At 74.4% G+C, this 15814-nt stretch carries 16 protein-coding genes; 8 read left to right on the forward strand and 8 right to left on the reverse strand.

Annotated features, from left to right (window positions below; all coding sequences use genetic code 11):
• Nucleotides 1-61 precede the first annotated feature (61 nt).
• Both IF19_RS0118235 and IF19_RS0118240 read right to left on the reverse strand, forming a co-directional pair.
• Entirely contained in the window at nucleotides 62-496 is a 435-nt protein-coding gene (locus IF19_RS0118235) for a Zn-ribbon domain-containing OB-fold protein (RefSeq protein WP_030112988.1), read from the reverse strand.
• Entirely contained in the window at nucleotides 493-945 is a 453-nt protein-coding gene (locus tag IF19_RS0118240; RefSeq protein WP_030112989.1) for a hypothetical protein, read from the reverse strand. The genes IF19_RS0118235 and IF19_RS0118240 overlap by 4 nt, the downstream gene beginning before the upstream one ends.
• A gap of 254 nt (nucleotides 946-1199) precedes the next feature.
• On the opposite strand from IF19_RS0118240, the gene IF19_RS0118245 reads away from it, so the two are divergent.
• The 4 genes from IF19_RS0118245 (at nucleotide 1200) to IF19_RS0118260 (ending at nucleotide 4738) form a co-directional block, all read left to right on the forward strand.
• Nucleotides 1200-2417 carry a flavin-containing monooxygenase gene (locus IF19_RS0118245; RefSeq protein ID WP_030277593.1) on the forward strand — a complete coding sequence of 406 codons (1218 nt, stop codon included), beginning with the start codon at nucleotides 1200-1202 and terminating at the stop codon, nucleotides 2415-2417.
• Nucleotides 2418-2567: 150 nt separating this feature from the next.
• Nucleotides 2568-2915 (forward strand): VOC family protein, encoded by a 348-nt coding sequence (locus IF19_RS0118250; RefSeq protein ID WP_030120900.1) that lies wholly within the window; start codon nucleotides 2568-2570, stop codon nucleotides 2913-2915.
• A gap of 112 nt (nucleotides 2916-3027) precedes the next feature.
• The gene (locus tag IF19_RS0118255) at nucleotides 3028-3510 is read left to right on the forward strand and encodes a carboxymuconolactone decarboxylase family protein (protein ID WP_030277595.1); all 483 of its coding nucleotides are present in this window, start codon (nucleotides 3028-3030) and stop codon (nucleotides 3508-3510) included.
• An 88-nt stretch (nucleotides 3511-3598) separates the two neighbouring features.
• On the forward strand, nucleotides 3599-4738 hold the full coding sequence (locus tag IF19_RS0118260) for an AraC family transcriptional regulator (protein WP_030112995.1): 1140 nt from the start codon (nucleotides 3599-3601) through the stop codon (nucleotides 4736-4738).
• A gap of 40 nt (nucleotides 4739-4778) precedes the next feature.
• Here IF19_RS0118260 and IF19_RS0118265 read toward each other — a convergent pair whose 3' ends face one another.
• Together IF19_RS0118265 and IF19_RS1000000137700 are read right to left on the reverse strand one after the other, a co-directional pair.
• The gene (locus tag IF19_RS0118265; protein ID WP_030729461.1) at nucleotides 4779-5672 is read right to left on the reverse strand and encodes an NAD(P)H-binding protein; all 894 of its coding nucleotides are present in this window, start codon (nucleotides 5670-5672) and stop codon (nucleotides 4779-4781) included.
• Between the two features lie 178 nt (nucleotides 5673-5850).
• Nucleotides 5851-6015, reverse strand: coding sequence for a hypothetical protein (locus IF19_RS1000000137700; protein WP_156095444.1), 165 nt, complete (start codon nucleotides 6013-6015; stop codon nucleotides 5851-5853).
• Between the two features lie 682 nt (nucleotides 6016-6697).
• Between IF19_RS1000000137700 and IF19_RS0118275 the strand changes: the two genes are divergently transcribed.
• From IF19_RS0118275 to IF19_RS0118285, 3 genes are all read left to right on the forward strand, one after another.
• Complete coding sequence (locus IF19_RS0118275) at nucleotides 6698-8926, forward strand: acetate--CoA ligase family protein (protein ID WP_030277596.1); 2229 nt, start codon at nucleotides 6698-6700, stop codon at nucleotides 8924-8926.
• Nucleotides 8917-9840, forward strand: coding sequence for an enoyl-CoA hydratase/isomerase family protein (locus IF19_RS0118280; RefSeq protein ID WP_030112999.1), 924 nt, complete (start codon nucleotides 8917-8919; stop codon nucleotides 9838-9840). Before IF19_RS0118275 ends, IF19_RS0118280 begins: the two co-directional genes overlap by 10 nt.
• A gap of 66 nt (nucleotides 9841-9906) precedes the next feature.
• Nucleotides 9907-10506: a flavin reductase family protein gene (locus IF19_RS0118285; RefSeq protein ID WP_030113000.1), complete on the forward strand. Its 600-nt coding sequence runs from the start codon at nucleotides 9907-9909 to the stop codon at nucleotides 10504-10506.
• A 59-nt stretch (nucleotides 10507-10565) separates the two neighbouring features.
• Here IF19_RS0118285 and IF19_RS0118290 read toward each other — a convergent pair whose 3' ends face one another.
• The 3 genes from IF19_RS0118290 to IF19_RS0118300 form a co-directional block, all read right to left on the reverse strand.
• Nucleotides 10566-11885, reverse strand: coding sequence for an MFS transporter (locus IF19_RS0118290; RefSeq protein ID WP_030113001.1), 1320 nt, complete (start codon nucleotides 11883-11885; stop codon nucleotides 10566-10568).
• Between the two features lie 109 nt (nucleotides 11886-11994).
• Nucleotides 11995-12393, reverse strand: a complete 399-nt coding sequence (locus IF19_RS0118295) for a ribosomal maturation YjgA family protein (protein WP_030113002.1) — start codon at nucleotides 12391-12393, stop codon at nucleotides 11995-11997.
• A complete protein-coding gene (locus IF19_RS0118300; RefSeq protein WP_030277598.1) occupies nucleotides 12390-13793 on the reverse strand; it encodes an MFS transporter in 1404 nt (467 codons plus the stop codon). Before IF19_RS0118300 ends, IF19_RS0118295 begins: the two co-directional genes overlap by 4 nt.
• Before the next feature lie 73 nt (nucleotides 13794-13866).
• On the opposite strand from IF19_RS0118300, the gene IF19_RS0118305 reads away from it, so the two are divergent.
• Entirely contained in the window at nucleotides 13867-14859 is a 993-nt protein-coding gene (locus IF19_RS0118305) for a GlxA family transcriptional regulator (RefSeq protein ID WP_030196562.1), read from the forward strand.
• 98 nt (nucleotides 14860-14957) lie between these two features.
• Here the strand turns inward: IF19_RS0118305 and IF19_RS0118310 are convergent, their stop codons facing one another.
• Nucleotides 14958-15719, reverse strand: a complete 762-nt coding sequence (locus tag IF19_RS0118310; protein ID WP_050493961.1) for a TetR/AcrR family transcriptional regulator — start codon at nucleotides 15717-15719, stop codon at nucleotides 14958-14960.
• Nucleotides 15720-15814 lie beyond the last annotated feature (95 nt).

Raw genomic sequence — 15814 nt, forward strand, 5'->3', positions numbered from 1 at the left:
TTCTCGCTGTCATCGGACTTCAGCCGGTCGGGAGTGACTGCGACGCGAGCCCCCAGCGGGTTCAGCATCCCGGACGGAAGACCGCCACCGCTTCCCCGGCCTCCGGTTCCCCTCCCCGGAACGCGACCGTCAGCCGCATGCCGATCCGCAGCGCCTCGTGCGCGCACCCCACGATCTCCGTCATCATCCGGGGGCCCTCGGCGAGGTCGACGACGGCCGCGACGTACGGGACGCGGTCCCCGAAGGGCGGCAGGTCGTTGCGGTGGACGACGGACCAGGTGTAGAGGGTCGCCTCACCGCTCGCGCGCTCCCAGGCGACGTCCTCGCTCCAGCAGTACGGGCAGAACTCGCGCGGGTAGTGGTGCGCCCGGCCGCACCCGGCGCAGCGGCGGATCAGCAGCCGGCCCTCCGCCGCCGCGTCCCAGTAGGGGCGGGTGAAGGCGTCCGGCTCCGGGAGGTCGAAGCGGGGGGCGGCGGCCGTCCGGTCCGCGCTCACCGGAACAGTCCCAGCGCCGCGTCCAGCGACCAGGTCTGCCAGGCCATCGCGAACAGGGCGACCAGCGAGATCAGCGCCATCATCGCGTTCTGCCCCTGCTCGGCCCAGTCGTGGATCATCAGCACCAGGTAGAGCAGGTTGAGGACCAGCCCGGCGACGAGGGCGACCGGGGTCAGGAACCCGGCCACCAGGCCGAGGCCCAGGGCGAGTTCGGCGTGGACGACGACGTACGCGATCAGCTTCGGGCGGGGCTCGACGACCCGGCGGAAGCCGGTGCGCACCACCTCCCAGCGGTGCTTGCCCGCGATGTCGGCCGCCCACGCGATCCCCATACCGCGTTCGAACCAGCCCTTCCTGTCCTTGTGCCGCCAGCTCTCCAGCCACCACAGGCCGAGGCCGATACGCAGGACTGCCAGCCATTCCGCTCCGCCGAGCCAGATCGTCTGCATCGGACCTCCGCACGCTTGTTTCTGACGGTACGTCAGTTCACCGGACGGAGGCCGCCCGCGCAAGAGGTCCGCACCCTCCTCGGCACCGCCTCCCGCACCCCGGAAGCCACGTCGGGCGTACGGCGCGCGGGGTCGTGGCGGCGAGCACCTCGACCGGAGCCGGACCTCGCGGCCCACCGCCTCGTGATCAATTCGCAATCGATTTCCCTCTTGACCGAGACCCATCAACAGAGCGGACGATTACGCTCCGAACCATGCCCAAAACCCCCTCCTCCGCAGGCAGTCGTGCCGTCGCCCTCACCGACCGCACGGACGACCGTCCCGTCTACGTCGTCGGCGGCGGTCCCGGGGGCCTCGCCGCCGCGGCCGCGCTGCGCGCCCGGGGCGTACGGGTGGTGGTCCTGGAGAAGGCGGACCGGGTCGGGGCGTCCTGGCGCGGCCACTACGACCGGCTGCACCTGCACACCACCCGCCGCTGGTCGGCGCTGCCGGGGCTGAAGATGCCGCGCAGGTTCGGCCGTTGGGTGGGCCGGGACGATCTGGTGCGGTACCTGGAGAAGTACACCGAGCACCACGAGCTGGAGGTGGTGACCGGCGTCGAGGTCACCCGCGTCGACCCGGCGCCCGACGGCTCCGGCGACTGGCAGCTCACCGCGACGGGCGGCCGGGTCCTGCGCGGTCGCGCGGTCGTCGTCGCCACCGGCTTCAACCACACTCCGCGCGTCCCCGACTGGCCGGGCCGCGACACGTACACGGGCGAACTCCTGCACGCCGCGCGGTACCGCAACCCGGCCCCGTACGCGGACCGGGACGTCCTCGTCGTCGGCGTCGGCAACACGGGCGCGGAGATCGCGGCGGACCTGGCGGAGGGCGGCGCCTCCCGGGTGCGGATCGCCGTGCGCACCGCCCCGCACATCGTGCGCCGCTCCACCGCGGGCTGGCCGGCCCAGGCCACCGGCATCCTGGTCCGCCGCCTGCCGGTACGGCTCGTGGACCGCGCGGCGGCCGTGCTGTCCCGGATAGCCGTGCCCGACCTGAGCGCGCAGGGCCTCCCGCGCCCCGACAGCGGGCTGGCGTCCCGGGCCCGCCAGGGCGCGATCCCGGTCCAGGACGTGGGGCTGATCGCCGCGGTCCGCTCCGGCCGGGTGATCCCGGTGGCGGCGGTCGCCTCGTTCGACGGGGACACGGTGGTCCTGGCGGACGGGACCCGGCTCACCCCGGACACCGTCATCGCCGCCACCGGCTACGACCGGGCCCTGGAACCGCTGCTCGGCCACCTCGGCGTCCTGGACGGCCGGGGCCGCCCGGCCGTCCACGGCGGGCGCACGCCCAAGGCGGCCCCGGGGCTCTACTTCACCGGGTTCACCAACCCGATCAGCGGGATGCTCCGCGAGATGGCCCGGGACGCCGAGAAGATCGCCCGGAAGGTGGCCAAGCGGATCGCGAAGGCGGAGGCCAGAGCGGCGCGTTGATGCCGTGGCCCCGACCCCGTACGTTCGGTGCCGCAAGCCCGTACGGCGAGGGAACCCGGCACGGCAGCCGCGCCCCCTTCCGGCCTCACGCCGCACCGCCCCGCTTCACGCCCCGCCGCGCCACCGCCCCACCACCCCAGGGAGTCGACGATGACCATCCGCCGTGTCGTGCCCAACCTCCGCACCGAGGCGGTCGAGGAGAACCGGAACTTCTACGGTCTGCTCGGCTTCGAGGAGGTCATGAACCTCGGCTGGATCTCCACGGTCGCCTCGCCGTCGAGCCCCCGGGACCAGGTCAGCTTCATGACCCGCGACCTGACCGGGCCCGTCGTACCCGACCTGAGCGTCGAGGTGGACGACGTGGACGCGGTGTACGCCGTCGTACGGGAGAGCGGCGCGGAGATCGTCCATCCGCTCCAGGACGAGGAGTGGGGCGTACGGCGGTTCTTCGTCCGGGACCCCGACGGCCGGGTGGTCAACGTGCTGAGCCACCGCTGACACCTCCCGCTCCGGGGTGTGGCGGCCGTCACCTCCCGGGGGTGTCAGATCGCGGCGGGCTGTTCGGTCAGGTGGGTGTACGGCAACGGACGACACCGCGGAGGAGCACACCATGAACGCCCGACTCGACGCCCTCGCCAGCCCGGTCACGGGAAAGCTGGTCAAGCACCTGGTCGCCGCCGGAAAGGTGGTCGAGGCGACGGGGCTGCCCGTCGCGACGCAGGAGCTGGTGAAGATCCGCGCCAGCCAGATCAACGGCTGCGGCGGCTGCCTGGACATGCACACGAAGGAGGCCGCGGCGGCCGGGGAGACCTCGCTGCGCCTCCACCTGGTCGCCGCCTGGCGGGAGGCCACCGTCTTCACCGACGCCGAGCGCGCGGCGCTGGAGCTGACGGAGCAGGGCACCCGCATCGCGGACGCGGCGGGCGGGGTCCCGGACGACGTCTGGGCGAGGGCGGCCGAGCACTACGACGAGGAGCAACTCCTCGCCCTGGTCTCGCTGATCGCGCTGATCAACACCTTCAACCGGCTGAACGTCATCCTCCAGCAGCCGGCGGGCGGCTACCGGGTGGGACAGCTCGCGCACGCCAAGTAACGCTGTACGGGGCGACGTTCGGCGATGTCCGGCGACGCGCGCCGAGCGGCTGCCCCGTACCCGTGCCGCCCTGCCTAGGCTGGGCGGCATGGACGTGTTCGACGAGCTGTTGCGGGGCGTGCGGGGCAGGGGCGCGGTGTTCGGACGGTCGGTGCTGACCGCGCCGTGGTCGCTGCGGTTCACGGACGGGGCGTATCTGACCCTGTGCCTGCCGCTGCGGGGCGCGGGGTGGATCGTGCCGGAGGGCGGCGAGCCGCTGCGGGTGGAGGTCGGCGAGGGCGCGATCGTCCGGGGCCCGGCCCCCTTCGTCTTCACCGACGACCCGGGCGGCGGAAGCCGCGCGCCGGACGGCCCGGGGACGCGGGCGCGCGGTGCGGGACCCGGCCGTACGGAGTCGGGCGCGGGCCGTACGGAGTCGGGCGGTGGGGTCGGCCGTACGGAGCCGGGGTCGGAGCCGTACGGAGGCGTCCGGGAGGTGCACTGGGGACGCCTCCGGGACGGCGCGCGCCCCGCGACCGTCCTGGACACCGCCACCGCCACCGCCACCGCCACGGACGGCAACCCCGAGTTCGACTGCCCCACCGTGCTGCTGGCCGCCACCTACGACGTACGGGCCCAGGTGCCGCAGCGGCTCCTGCGGGCGCTTCCGCCGGCGCTCGTGGTCCCCGACGAGATGGACTGCGCGGCCATGCGCGACTACCTGGAGGCGGAGATCGGCCGGGGCAGGCCGGGCGACCAGATCGTGCTGGACCGGCTGCTCGACTGGTTGCTGGTGTGCACGCTGCGGGACTGGTTCGACCGGCCCGAGGCGGACCCGCCCGGCTGGTACGGGGCGCTCGGGGACGCGGTGGCGGGCCCGGCCCTGCGGGCGATGCACGAGGACCCGGCGCACCCCTGGACGACGGCGGAGCTGGCGCGCCGGGCGGGGGTGTCCCGGACGACGCTGGCGAAGCGGTTCACCGAGCTGGTCGGGGACGGCCCGGTGGCCTACCTGGCCGAGTGGCGGATGACGCTGGCTGCCGACCTGCTGACCCGCCCGGAGCTGACGGTCGCGGCGGTGGCCCGCCGGGTCGGGTACGCGGACGCGTTCGGCTTCAGCGCGGCGTTCAAACGGCTGCGCGGCGAGAGCCCGACCGCGTTCCGGCGACGCGGGACGGCGACGGCGGACGCGGGGTCGGAGGCAGGGGCGGCGGGGGCGGGAGCGGCGGCGAAGGCGCCGGCGGGGTGAGGCGGCCCGCCGGGCCCTGACGCCCCCTCCCCCACTCCCCTCAGCCCCAGGCGCCCCGGGCCGCCGCGTCCCGGACGAAGTCCGTGAAGTCGCGCGGCTCCCGGCCCAGCGCCCGCCGCACCCCGTCCAGTACGGGCGCCTCCCGGCTCGTCGTGATCGGGATCAGGGCGTCGGTCCAGAGGCCGGCCTCCTCGTCCGTGAAGCCCTGGTCCGCGACGAGCCCGGCCCGGAAGACGGACGCCTCGACGGGCACGTACGCGGCGCGCTTCCCGGTCGCCTTCGCGATCTCGTCCAGGACGTCGGCCATGCCCAGGGCGCGCGGGCCCGAGAGCCCGTACTCCTGTCCCGCGTGACCGTCCTCGGTGAGCGCTGCGACCGCGACCGCCGCGATGTCGTCGGCGTCCACGAAGGCGGCCTTCCCGTCACCGGTGGGCAGGGCCAGCTCCCCGGCCCGGACGCTGTCGAGGAAGACGCCCTCGCTGAAGTTCTGGGCGAACCAGCCCGGCCGCAGGATCGTCCACTCCACCCCGGAGGCGCGCAGGGCCCGCTCGCCCTCGCCGTGCGGTCCGCCGACCTCGTGGCCGTCACCGAAGTAGCCGGGCACGTCCACGCCCCGGGCCGAGAGCAGCACCAGCCGCCGCACTCCGCTCGCCACGGCCTGCTCGACGAAGGCGGTGGTCGGGGAGGGAGAGGTGTCGAGCGGAACGATGTAGACGGCGGCGGCCCCGTCCAGGGCGGGCCCCCAGGTGGCGGGATCGGCCCAGTCGAACCGGGTCTCCCCGGACCGCGAGGCCGCCCGGGTCTCCACCCCCAGCTCGCGGAGCCGGTCCACCACCCGGCGGCCGGTCTTGCCGGTCCCCCCGGTCACCAGGACGGGGCCCCGCACGGAGGCCGGGGCGGGGGTCGTGTCTGCGGAATTCTCTGTACGCGTCATGGCTCCAGCCTCACGCGAGGGGCGCACCACCGCCCATGGCTCAGCGTCCGGAGGGGATGTCCGAGCGTCCGGGGCTCCCCCACGGGCGCCCCGGGCCGGCTGCCGGGTCGCCCTCCGGGGCGCCCTCGCGGGCACCCCGTGGCAGGTGGGGGCGAGCCCCGGGCACCGCGCCCCGGGCTCACACCTTGAGAACGGCGGCGAGCGCCATGAACGCGGCGAAGGCCACGGTCAAAGCGGGAATCAACGTCGGGTGACTCACGGCGACGAGGCCGACGACGGCCGCGCCGATGAGCGCAATCACCAAGCGGGTGTTCGGTTCGGTGGGGTTGGTCTGCTGCGACATATATCCTCAATTCTGTTGGTATGCGCCCCGGTTCAGGGCGCACGGGGGTAGGGCTGTGGCGATGATGGAAAACAGGCGCCCCGACGCGGTGGACGGGTCGGCGGCGCGTGGCGTCCTCCTGAACCCGTCAAGGCACGGAGGGGCGTTCGGTACGGCGAGACATCGTGGTGCCGAGCACATGGTTCGACACAGGAGCGCTAGGGGCACAAATAAGTCGAAAAAGGACCTCCTGAGACGCGAAAACCCCCCGGCGGCCACCGGGGGGCACGTGGTCATCATTCATTTAGGCATGCAAAAAGGGCCTCAGGCATACGAGTGACGTCTGGAGGGCCCTACATGTGGGGTGCGCGAAACGCCCCCTGAGTACAACTCAAGCTTAGCATGCGACTGACGCAACATCAAGTGCGTTGCGATACAACCGACTTACTCTCTTCCCTGCCCTCTCATGATAACACTCGAACGGGAGTGCGACTCTCTGCGGGGCAGCGGCCGACCCGCGCGAGACGCCCACCGCCCGCCCCGGCCCTCGTCCGCCGGACCTCATGCCGCACGCCTGCCGGACTTTGCCTGCACGCTTATTCCTGACGGGGCGTCAGTTCAGTAACCTGACGCAGTGTCAGCTAGCTAACCGGCCCGGCCCGCCCGCTCACCGGCGGGCCATCGAGCAGGAGTGGGCGGAACGATGCTTGGATCGACTCACGGCACCCTCACCACCGACTTCCGCGCCCGGGTGGTCGCCTGCGGCGAGGAGCCGCACGCCGCCGTCGTCAGCCTGCCGGCCGCCTCGGCGCCCGGCGGCCTCGACGTCAGCGGGCGGCCGTTGCACCTGCCCGTGCCCGACCTGGACCGCTTCTTCCGGCCCCGCTCGGTGGCCGTCGTCGGGGCGTCCGACGCCGAGGGCCGCCCCAACACCGGCATCACCCGGCAGCTCGTCGCCTGGGCCGAACGGGTCGGAGCCCGGCTCCATCCGGTGCACCCCACCCGGGCCGCCGTGTTCGGCCGGGCGTGCGTGCCCTCGGTCGCCGAGCTGCCCGAGCCGGTCGACCTCGCGGTGCTGCTGGTCGCGGACCCGCTCCCGGTGATCGAGGAGCTGGGCGAGGCCAAGGTGCCCTTCGCCGTCGCCTTCGCCTCCGGGTTCGCCGAGACCGGGGAGGCGGGCGCTGCCGCCCAGGCCCGGCTGGCGGCGGCCGTGGAGCGGTCCGGGCTGCGACTGCTCGGGCCGAACACCAACCTGAACGCCTTCGAGCGGTTCCGGGACGATCTGGAGGGGCCCGCCATCGCCCTGATCACCCAGTCCGGGCACCAGGGCCGCCCGCTCCACGCCCTCCAGGAGCTGGGCATCCGGCTCTCGCACTGGGCCCCCACGGGCAACGAGGCCGACCTGGAGACCGCCGACTTCCTCGCGTACTTCGCCCGGCTCCCCGAGGTCGGGGCCGTCGCCTGCTACCTGGAGGGGCTCAAGGACGGCCGCGCCTTCCTGCTCGCCGCCGACCACGCCGCCCGCGCCAAGGTCCCCGTCGTCGCCGTGAAGGTGGGGCGCACCGAGGCCGGCTCCGAGGCCGCCGCCTCGCACACCGGCAAGCTCACCGGGGCGGACCGGGTGGTGGACGCCGCGATGCGGCAGTTCGGCGTGGTGCGGGTGGACGGCCTGGACGAACTCCAGGACACCGCGGCCCTGTTGGCGCGGGCCAGGCCACCCCGCGCCGAGGGTGTCGCGGTGTACTCGATCTCCGGCGGCACCGGTGCGCACTTCGCGGACCTGGCGACGGCGGCCGGGCTCTCGCTGCCCACGCTCTCGTCCGGGAAGCAGGCCGAACTGCACACCTGGATACCGGAGTTCCTGAACGTCGCCAACCCCGTCGACAACGGCGGCCACCCGGTCGGCGACGAGCGCGGCCGGAAGATCATCGACGCGATTCTCGCGGACCCGGCGATCGGGGTGCTGATCTGCCCGATCACGGGCCCGTTCCCGCCGATGAGCGACCGGCTCGCCCAGGACCTGGCGGACGCGGCGGAGGCCACCGACAAGCTGGTCTGCGTGGTCTGGGGCTCCCCGGTCGGCACCGAGGACGCCTACCGCACCACCCTGCTCGGCTCGTCGCGGCTCGCCACGTTCCGTACGGCGCGCAACTGCGTCACCGCCGTGAAGGCGTACCTGGACCACCACCGCTTCACCGACCGCTACCGCTCCCCCTTCGAGGAGGCGCCGCGCACTCCGTCGCCGTCGTTCCGCAAGGCGCAGAACCTGTTGCGGCCGGGGCAGCAGCTCAGCGAGCACGCGGCGAAGCAACTGCTGCGGGCGTACGGGATCCGGGTGCCGCGCGAGCAGTTGGTGACGAGCGCGGCGGGCGCGGTGCGGGCGGCGGGCCCGGTCGGCTACCCGGTGGTGATGAAGGCGTCCGGCCCCCGGCTCGCCCACAAGACGGAGCTGGGCCTGGTGAAGGTCGGGCTCACCTCGGCCAGCCAGGTCCGTGACGCCTACCGGGAGTTGACCGACATCGCCCGGCACGAGTCGGTGGACCTGGACGGCGTCCTGGTCTGCCAGATGATCGACCGGGGCGTCGAGATGATGGTCGGCGTGACCCACGACGCCCTATTCGGCCCGACCGTCACGGTGGGCCTGGGCGGGGTGCTGGTGGAGGTGCTGCACGACACGGCGGTCCGGGTTCCGCCGTTCGGTGAGCGGGACGCCCGGGACATGCTGGGCGAGCTGCGCGGCCGGGCCCTGCTGGAGGGGGTGCGCGGCGGCCCTCCGGTCGATGTGGACGCGCTCGTGGAGGTGGTGCTGCGGGTGCAGCGGATGGCCCTGGAGCTGGGCGACGACCTGACCGAGCTGGACGTCAACCCGCTGGTGGTCCTGGGCCGGGGCCAGGGCGCGGTGGCCCTGGACGCGCTGGCGGTGTGCCGGTGAGCGGGGAGGCGGCGGCGGCCGGGGACGCCGGGGCGTCGAGCACGGCGGCCCGGGACACCGGTGTCCGGGGCCCGGCGGCCCGGGACACCGGGGGATCGTCGGACCCGGCGGCGCCGGACGCCGGGCGGACCACCGTGCTGCACCGCCTCGACGGCGGCGTCGCGTGGATCACCCTCGACCGGCCCGAAGCCATGAACGCCCTGACCTGGGACCAGCGGGAACGCGTCATCGCGCTGCTCGCCGAGGCGTCCGCCGACCCCGCCGTACGGGCCGTCGTGCTCACCGCCACCGGGCGCGGCTTCTGTGCGGGCGCGGATCTGCGCGGGGCTCCGGCCCCGGCGCGCGAGCGGGTCGCGGGGGACGTCGCCCGGACGATCCGGCTCGGCGCGCAGCGGTTGATCGCCGCCGTGCTGGACTGCGAGAAGCCGGTGATCGCCGCCGTCAACGGGACGGCGGCCGGGATCGGCGCGCATCTGGCGTTCGCCTGCGATCTGGTGCTGGCGGCGGACACGGCGGTCTTCATCGAGGTCTTCGTCCGCCGGGGCCTGGTCCCGGACGGCGGCGGCGCGTATCTGCTGCCCCGGCTGGTGGGGCCGCACCGGGCGAAGGAGCTGATGTTCTTCGGGGACGCCCTGCCGGCGGCGGAGGCCGAACGGATCGGCCTGGTCAACCGGGCCGTGCCGCCCGAGGAGTTGCCGGCCCTGGCCGGGGAGTGGGCGAAGCGGCTGGCGGCCGGTCCCACCCGGGCCCTCGCCCTGACCAAGCAGTTGGTGAACGCCTCGGCGGACAGCGACCGGTCCGCGGCGTTCGCGGCCGAGGCGGCGGCCCAGGAGACCAACATGACCACGCGCGACGCCAACGAGGGCGTGGCGTCCTTCGTCGAGCGCCGCGCGCCGCGGTACCGGGGATGCTGAGGGCGACGGGCCTTTACATCTGACGGCACGTCAGCTCTCATGGGAGGCGTGATGGGACACGCAGGCATGGCCGCCACCGCCGTCCGGTACCTCAGGTCCGTCGGCGCCGCCACGACGACCGGGCCCGGGACGCCTCCGGAGGCGCTGCCCCGGCCGGACCTGAGAGCCGTCCGGGACGACGAGCGGCTGCCGGTCGCCCCGGAGGAGTTCCGGCGCGTGCTGGGCCACTTCGCCAGCGGCGTCACGGTCGTCACCGCGCGGGACGCGGACGGCCCGGCGGGCTTCGCCTGCCAGTCCTTCGCCTCGCTCTCGCTCGATCCGCCGCTGGTGTCGTTCATGGTCGCCCGTACGTCGACGACCTGGCCGCGCATCGCCCGCGCCGGGGCGTTCTGCGTGAACATCCTGGGGGCCGAACAGGGCGCGCTGTGCCGGGGGTTCGCGGTCAGCGGGGCGGACAAGTTCGCGGGGGTCGGTTACGCGGACGCCCCGGCGACCGGTTCGCCGCTGCTGGACTCCGTACCCGCCTGGATCGACTGTCGCGTCCACGCCGTGCACACCGGCGGCGACCACCTCATCGTGGTCGGCCGGGTGGAGGCGCTGGGCGCCGCGGAGGAGGGTGAGCCGCTGCTCTTCCACCGGGGCGCGTTCGGCCGCTTCACCCGCTGACCGCGCCGTCCGGCCACCGGGCCGGTCAGCCCCGGGCCACCCGGCCCGCCACCCGGCCGTCACCCGCTGACCGCGCCGTCCGGCCGCCGGGTCCGCCGGATCACCAGCGCCATCAGCGCGGCCACCGCGCACAGCGCCCCCGAGGCGTACCAGACCACGTCGTAGCCGCCGAACACGTCCCGCGCCACCCCGCCGAGGAACGCGACGACGGCCGCGCCGACCTGGTGGGAGGCCAGCACCCAGCCGAAGACGATCGCGCTGTCCTCGCCGTACTGCTCGCGGCAGAGCGCCAGGGTCGGCGGCACCGTGGCCACCCAGTCGAGGCCATAGAACACGATGAAGAAGATCATCGGGGGCCGTACGTCCGGGGCCATCAGCAGCGGCAGGAAGAGCAGGGAGACCCCGCGCAGCGCGTAGTAGACGGCGAGCAGCCGACGCGCCTCGAACCGGTCGGTGAGCCAGCCGGAGAAGACCGTGCCGATCACGTCGAAGACCCCGATGACCGCGAGCAGCGAGGCCGCCACCGTGATGGGCATGCCGTGGTCGTGGGCAGAGGGGACGAAGTGCGTGCGGATCAGGCCGTTGGTGGAGGCCCCGCAGATCGCGAAGGTCCCGGCCAGCAGCCAGAACGGCCCGGTGCGAGCGGCGTCGAGCAGCACCCGCACCGTCCGGCGGGCGGCGCCCCGGGCGGGTGCGGGCTTCGCCGTGTACGGACCGCCGTACGGGGCGAGCCCCACGTCGGCGGGGTGGTCGCGCATCAGTAGCCAGACGAACGGGACGACGACCAGCGCGGCGAGTGCGGTGGTGACCGAGGCGGGCCGCCACCCGTGCTCCTCGATGATCCAGGCGCAGAACGGGAGGAAGACGAGCTGCCCGGAGGCCCCGGCGGCGGTGAGCAGGCCGGTGACCAGACCGCGGCGGGCCACGAACCAGCGGTGGGTGACCGTCGCGGCGAAGGCCATCGCCATCGACCCGGTGCCGAGGCCGGCCAGCAGGCCCCAGTACAGCATCAGCTGCCAGGACGCCGTCATCCAGACACTGGCCAGCGCCCCGGCCGCCACCAGGGTCAGCGCGCTCGCCACGACCCGCCGGATGCCGAACCGGTCCATGAGCGCGGCGGCGAACGGCGCGGTCAGCCCGTACAGGGCCATGTTGATGGAGACCGCCAGCCCGATCTCGCCCCGGGACCAGCCGAACTCGTCGTGCAGCGGGTTGATCAGCAGGCCGGGCAGGGAGTTGAAGGCCGCGCCGCCGATGATCGTCACGAAGGTGACGGCCGCGACGATCCACGCCCGGTGGATACGGGGCCGGCGCCGCCCGTCGGAGGAGGAGGACGGCGGCCGGTGGTCCTGGGTGGCGCTCTCGATGGTCTCGGTCACGGGCATCAGCTTCTCGGCCCGCGACGGACGCCACGAGTGGCCGGACGGACTCGGTTCGCAGGAATCGGGCCACCGCCCCGTTCACCTGGCCCGCCTCCGGGAGGCCGGATCAACCCCGGGGCCCGGAAACCCGGAGCACCGCCCACGCGCCGGCCGCGCCCACCGCGTACCAGAACAGGTCGGGCGCGTTGAAGGTCGAGCCGAGGACGAGCCGGGCCTCCGTGCTGTCCGCCGACAACCGGGCCGGTACGTCGGTGAGCTGCGCGAACTCCACCGCCCAGCTCAGGGCCAGGGCGGTGGCGGCCGCCGTGAGGGGCCGGGCGCGGGGTGCGCAGAGCACGACGAGGGCGCAGAGCAGCACCGTGTAGAGCGCGCTCCCGGCGTACTTGGCGACGGCCCCGTCCGCCCCGGCGCGCACGGCGAGGCCCGCCGCGACGGTGACGACGGCCGCCACCGCCGCGAGCACCCGCACCCGGCCCCGCCCCGGGGCCGTACGGCCGTCCCTCACGCGAGGCCCGCCCGCCTGAGGCCGCGGATCGGCCGGGCGCCCAACAGCACCGCCACCACGCCCATGTTGATCACGGCCGCCGCCACCAGCAGCTCCGGCGCGCCCACCGCCTCGGCGACCGGGCCGGCCAGCGCGCGGCCCGCCGCGACCATCAGGAGCGAGCCCGCCACGTCGTAGGCGTGCAGCCGGTTCAGGGCCTCCGGCGGGACGTGCGTCTGGACCGTCGTGGACCACATCACCAGCCAGAACGCGGCCGCCCCGCCCGCCAGGAGCTGCCCGGCGGCCAGGACCGGGAGCGGCATGCCCAGCGCCAGCACCACCAGGCTCACCGCCACCAGCGGCAGCGCGACCGCCCCCGCCGCCAGCGGGTGCGACGGGCGCAGCCGCAGGGCGAGGAGGCCACCGACGACGCTGCCCGCCCCGTTGACCGCCATGAGCATCCCGTACGCCCCCGAGCCGTGTCCCTCGGTGACCAGGACGGCGGTCAGCGGGAGCATCGGGCCGAGCACCGCGAAGCCGTACACGGTCCAGACCGCGATCACCCCCCACAGCCAGGAGCGGGCTCGGAACTCCCGCCATCCGTCCGCCAGTTCGGCGACAAAGGTGCCGCGCACGGCGTCGTCGTGCGGGGCCGGGGCGAGCCGCATCAGGAAGAGGCAGATCCCGGAGACGGCGAAGGTCGTCGCGTTCGCCGCGTAGACCGCCCCGGCGCTGGCGATCCCCACGAGCGCCCCCGCGAACGCCGGGCCCGCCATCGTCATCAGCGCCTCGGAGACCCGCAGGACGGCGTTGGCGCGCTGGACGTCGGTGGAGACGCGCGGCACGGTCGAGGCCACGCCGGGCTGGAAGAGCGCGGCGCCGACGCCGGCCACCGAGCTGAGCGCGTACACCGCCCACAGCGGCGGGTTGCCGGTCGCGAAGGCGACGGCCAGCACGGAGGCCCCGCCCAGCCGCAGGGCGTCGGCGATGATCATCATGCGGCGCGGCGTGAACCGGTCCGCGAGGACCCCGCCGAACAGCACGAACACCGCGAGCGGCCCCATCCAGGCGGCGAGCGCGAAACCGACCGACGAGGCGGGCCGCCCCGCCCCCAGGAGCCCGGCGGTGAGCGCCACCGGGATCATGCCGTCGCCGAAGAGCGCGACCGTACGGGCCACGAAGAAGTAGCGGAAGTTGCGGTTCCAGAGCCCCGCACCCCCGGGCCGGCCCGCGTCGAGCGGCGGCAGCTCCGTGAGCGGGTCCACCGGCGCGGGCGGCCCCGGAGTCGCGGGCAGGACCTGCGGGCCGAGCGGGGGCGGCGCCGAGGAGGAGGTCGAGGGCAGGGTCGGGGTCGCGGTCGGGGACGTACGGGGGTCGCACGCGGCGTCGGGAATGGACGCGCGCTCTGTCGGCTTCTCCATCACGTCGCTAACCTGTACCAGCTCTTGGTCTATACCACTACGGAATATCCCTGTGATCCTTGAGGAGGCCGTCATGCCGCACCGCGTCGTCGTCCTGGCGCTCGACGGGCTGCTCCCCTTCGAACTCGGCATCCCCCAGCGGATCTTCGGCCGGTCCTTCCGTGCCGCGCCGGGCCGTCCGGCCGGGAAGCTGTACGACGTGGTGACCTGCTCGGTCCGCCCGCCGGGCCCGGTCCGGACCGACGCGGACTTCTCGATCCTCGTGGAGCACGGGCCCGAGGCGCTCGCCACCGCCGACACGGTGGTGGTGCCCGCCTCCTACGAGCGGGGCCCGCTCTTCGAGGAGGGTCGGCTGCCCGACGACCTGGCCGCCGCGTTCGCCCTGGTCCGGCCCGGTACGCGGATGGTCTCCATCTGCACCGGCAGCTACGTCCTCGCGGCGGCCGGATACCTCGACGGCCGCCCCGCCACCACGCACTGGTCGGCGGCCGACCACTTCCAGCGGACGTTCCCGCAGGTCCGGGTGGACCCGGACGTCCTGTTCATCGACGACGGCGACGTGCTGACCTCGGCGGGGGTCGCGGCCGGGATCGATCTCTGCCTGCATCTGGTGCGGCGGGACCACGGGGCCTCCGTCGCCAACGAGATCGCCCGCCGGACCGTCGTCCCGCCGCACCGCGACGGCGGGCAGGCGCAGTACATCCACCGGCCGCTGCCCGAACCGCAGTTCGCGACCACGACCGCCGCCCGGGCCTGGGCGCTGACCCGGCTGGAGCGGCCGATCCTGCTGCGGGACATGGCGGAGCAGGAGGCGATGAGCGTACGGACGTTCACGCGCCGCTTCCGCGAGGAGGTCGGGGTCAGCCCCGGCCAGTGGCTCACCCAGCAGCGGGTGGAGCGGGCCCGGCAGCTCCTGGAGTCGACGGACCTGTCCATCGACCAGGTGGCCCGGGACGCGGGTTTCGGCACGGCGACCTCGCTGCGCCAGCACCTGCAGTCGGCGCTCGGTGTGCCGCCGAGCGCCTACCGGCGTACGTTCCGCAGCTCGGCGGACTCGGCGCGCTGATCCACCGCCCGCCTCCCGCAGGCCGGCGGACTCCGCCCGGCCGCACGCCTGGAGTCCCGCCCTCATCTCGCGGCGCGGCGGTTCTCGCGGGTCCCGCCTCAGCCGCCGGGCATGCCCTCGGGGCCGAGCAGGCCGTCGAGTTCGGCCTCGTACAGCAGGGCGGGGTCGAAGCCCATGCCCGCGAAGTGGCCGGCCAGCTCCAGCGAGAGCACGCCGTGCAGCCGGGTCCAGAAGGCGAGGGCCCGCCGCAGGACCGCGGGCGGGGCGGCGAGGCCCCCGGCCCAGTCGCGGTGGCCGGCGATGTGCGCGTCGAACGCGGCGGACGGCTCGGCGACGGACGCACCCGCCCGCGCACCGCCCGCCCCTTCGCCCGGCGCGTCCGGCCCGAGGGCGGCGCAGGCGGCCAGGAGGTCGGCCATGATCTCCTGCGAGATGCCGGTGATGTCCTCGGGCGCGTGGTAACCGGGCACGGGCGTACCGAAGATGAGGAAGTAGCGGTGGGGGTCCGCCAGCGCCCAGCCCCGCAGGACGTGCGCGAGGCGGCGCACCCCGGCACCGGTGGCGGCCGCCGCGCGGACGGCGTCGGCGAGACTGCGGTAGGCGTCCCGGATCAGCTCGGTGATCAGCTCGTCGCGGCCGGCGAAGTACCGGTAGAGCGCGGGGCCGCTGACGCCCATCTGCTTGGCGATCGCGTTGAGGGAGAGGGCGGAGGCGCCGGCCTCCGCGATCTGCTTCCAGGCGTGCTCCTTGACCTCGGCACGCACCTGGGCGCGGTATCGCGCACGCGGCGTCGCGGCGGAGGCGTCCGTCGCGTCCTTCGCCGCGGCTTCGGCGCCGCCCTTCGCGTCTGACTCCGCCATGGGGCGGCGACCTCCCTCGCCTTCGCGGCTACTCACTCAAAGTTTCGTTAGAAGGTATCACGAAAGCGATTGACCCCTTGGCGCGCGATGCGTTA

This window comes from Streptomyces californicus (assembly GCF_000717645.1).
GTDB lineage: Bacteria > Actinomycetota > Actinomycetes > Streptomycetales > Streptomycetaceae > Streptomyces > Streptomyces californicus.

Bases quoted from the DNA above. Each gene is read 5' to 3' on its own strand.
- IF19_RS0118240 (WP_030112989.1), bottom strand. From the start codon at position 945: ATGCAGACGATCTGGCTCGGCGGAGCGGAATGGCTGGCAGTCCTGCGT.
- IF19_RS0118245 (WP_030277593.1), top strand. From the start codon at position 1,200: ATGCCCAAAACCCCCTCCTCCGCAGGCAGTCGTGCCGTCGCCCTCACC.
- IF19_RS0118250 (WP_030120900.1), top strand. From the start codon at position 2,568: ATGACCATCCGCCGTGTCGTGCCCAACCTCCGCACCGAGGCGGTCGAG.
- IF19_RS0118255 (WP_030277595.1), top strand. From the start codon at position 3,028: ATGAACGCCCGACTCGACGCCCTCGCCAGCCCGGTCACGGGAAAGCTG.
- IF19_RS0118260 (WP_030112995.1), top strand. From the start codon at position 3,599: ATGGACGTGTTCGACGAGCTGTTGCGGGGCGTGCGGGGCAGGGGCGCG.
- IF19_RS0118265 (WP_030729461.1), bottom strand. From the start codon at position 5,672: ATGACGCGTACAGAGAATTCCGCAGACACGACCCCCGCCCCGGCCTCC.
- IF19_RS1000000137700 (WP_156095444.1), bottom strand. From the start codon at position 6,015: ATGTCGCAGCAGACCAACCCCACCGAACCGAACACCCGCTTGGTGATT.
- IF19_RS0118275 (WP_030277596.1), top strand. From the start codon at position 6,698: ATGCTTGGATCGACTCACGGCACCCTCACCACCGACTTCCGCGCCCGG.
- IF19_RS0118285 (WP_030113000.1), top strand. From the start codon at position 9,907: ATGGCCGCCACCGCCGTCCGGTACCTCAGGTCCGTCGGCGCCGCCACG.
- IF19_RS0118300 (WP_030277598.1), bottom strand. From the start codon at position 13,793: ATGGAGAAGCCGACAGAGCGCGCGTCCATTCCCGACGCCGCGTGCGAC.
- IF19_RS0118305 (WP_030196562.1), top strand. From the start codon at position 13,867: ATGCCGCACCGCGTCGTCGTCCTGGCGCTCGACGGGCTGCTCCCCTTC.
- IF19_RS0118310 (WP_050493961.1), bottom strand. From the start codon at position 15,719: ATGGCGGAGTCAGACGCGAAGGGCGGCGCCGAAGCCGCGGCGAAGGAC.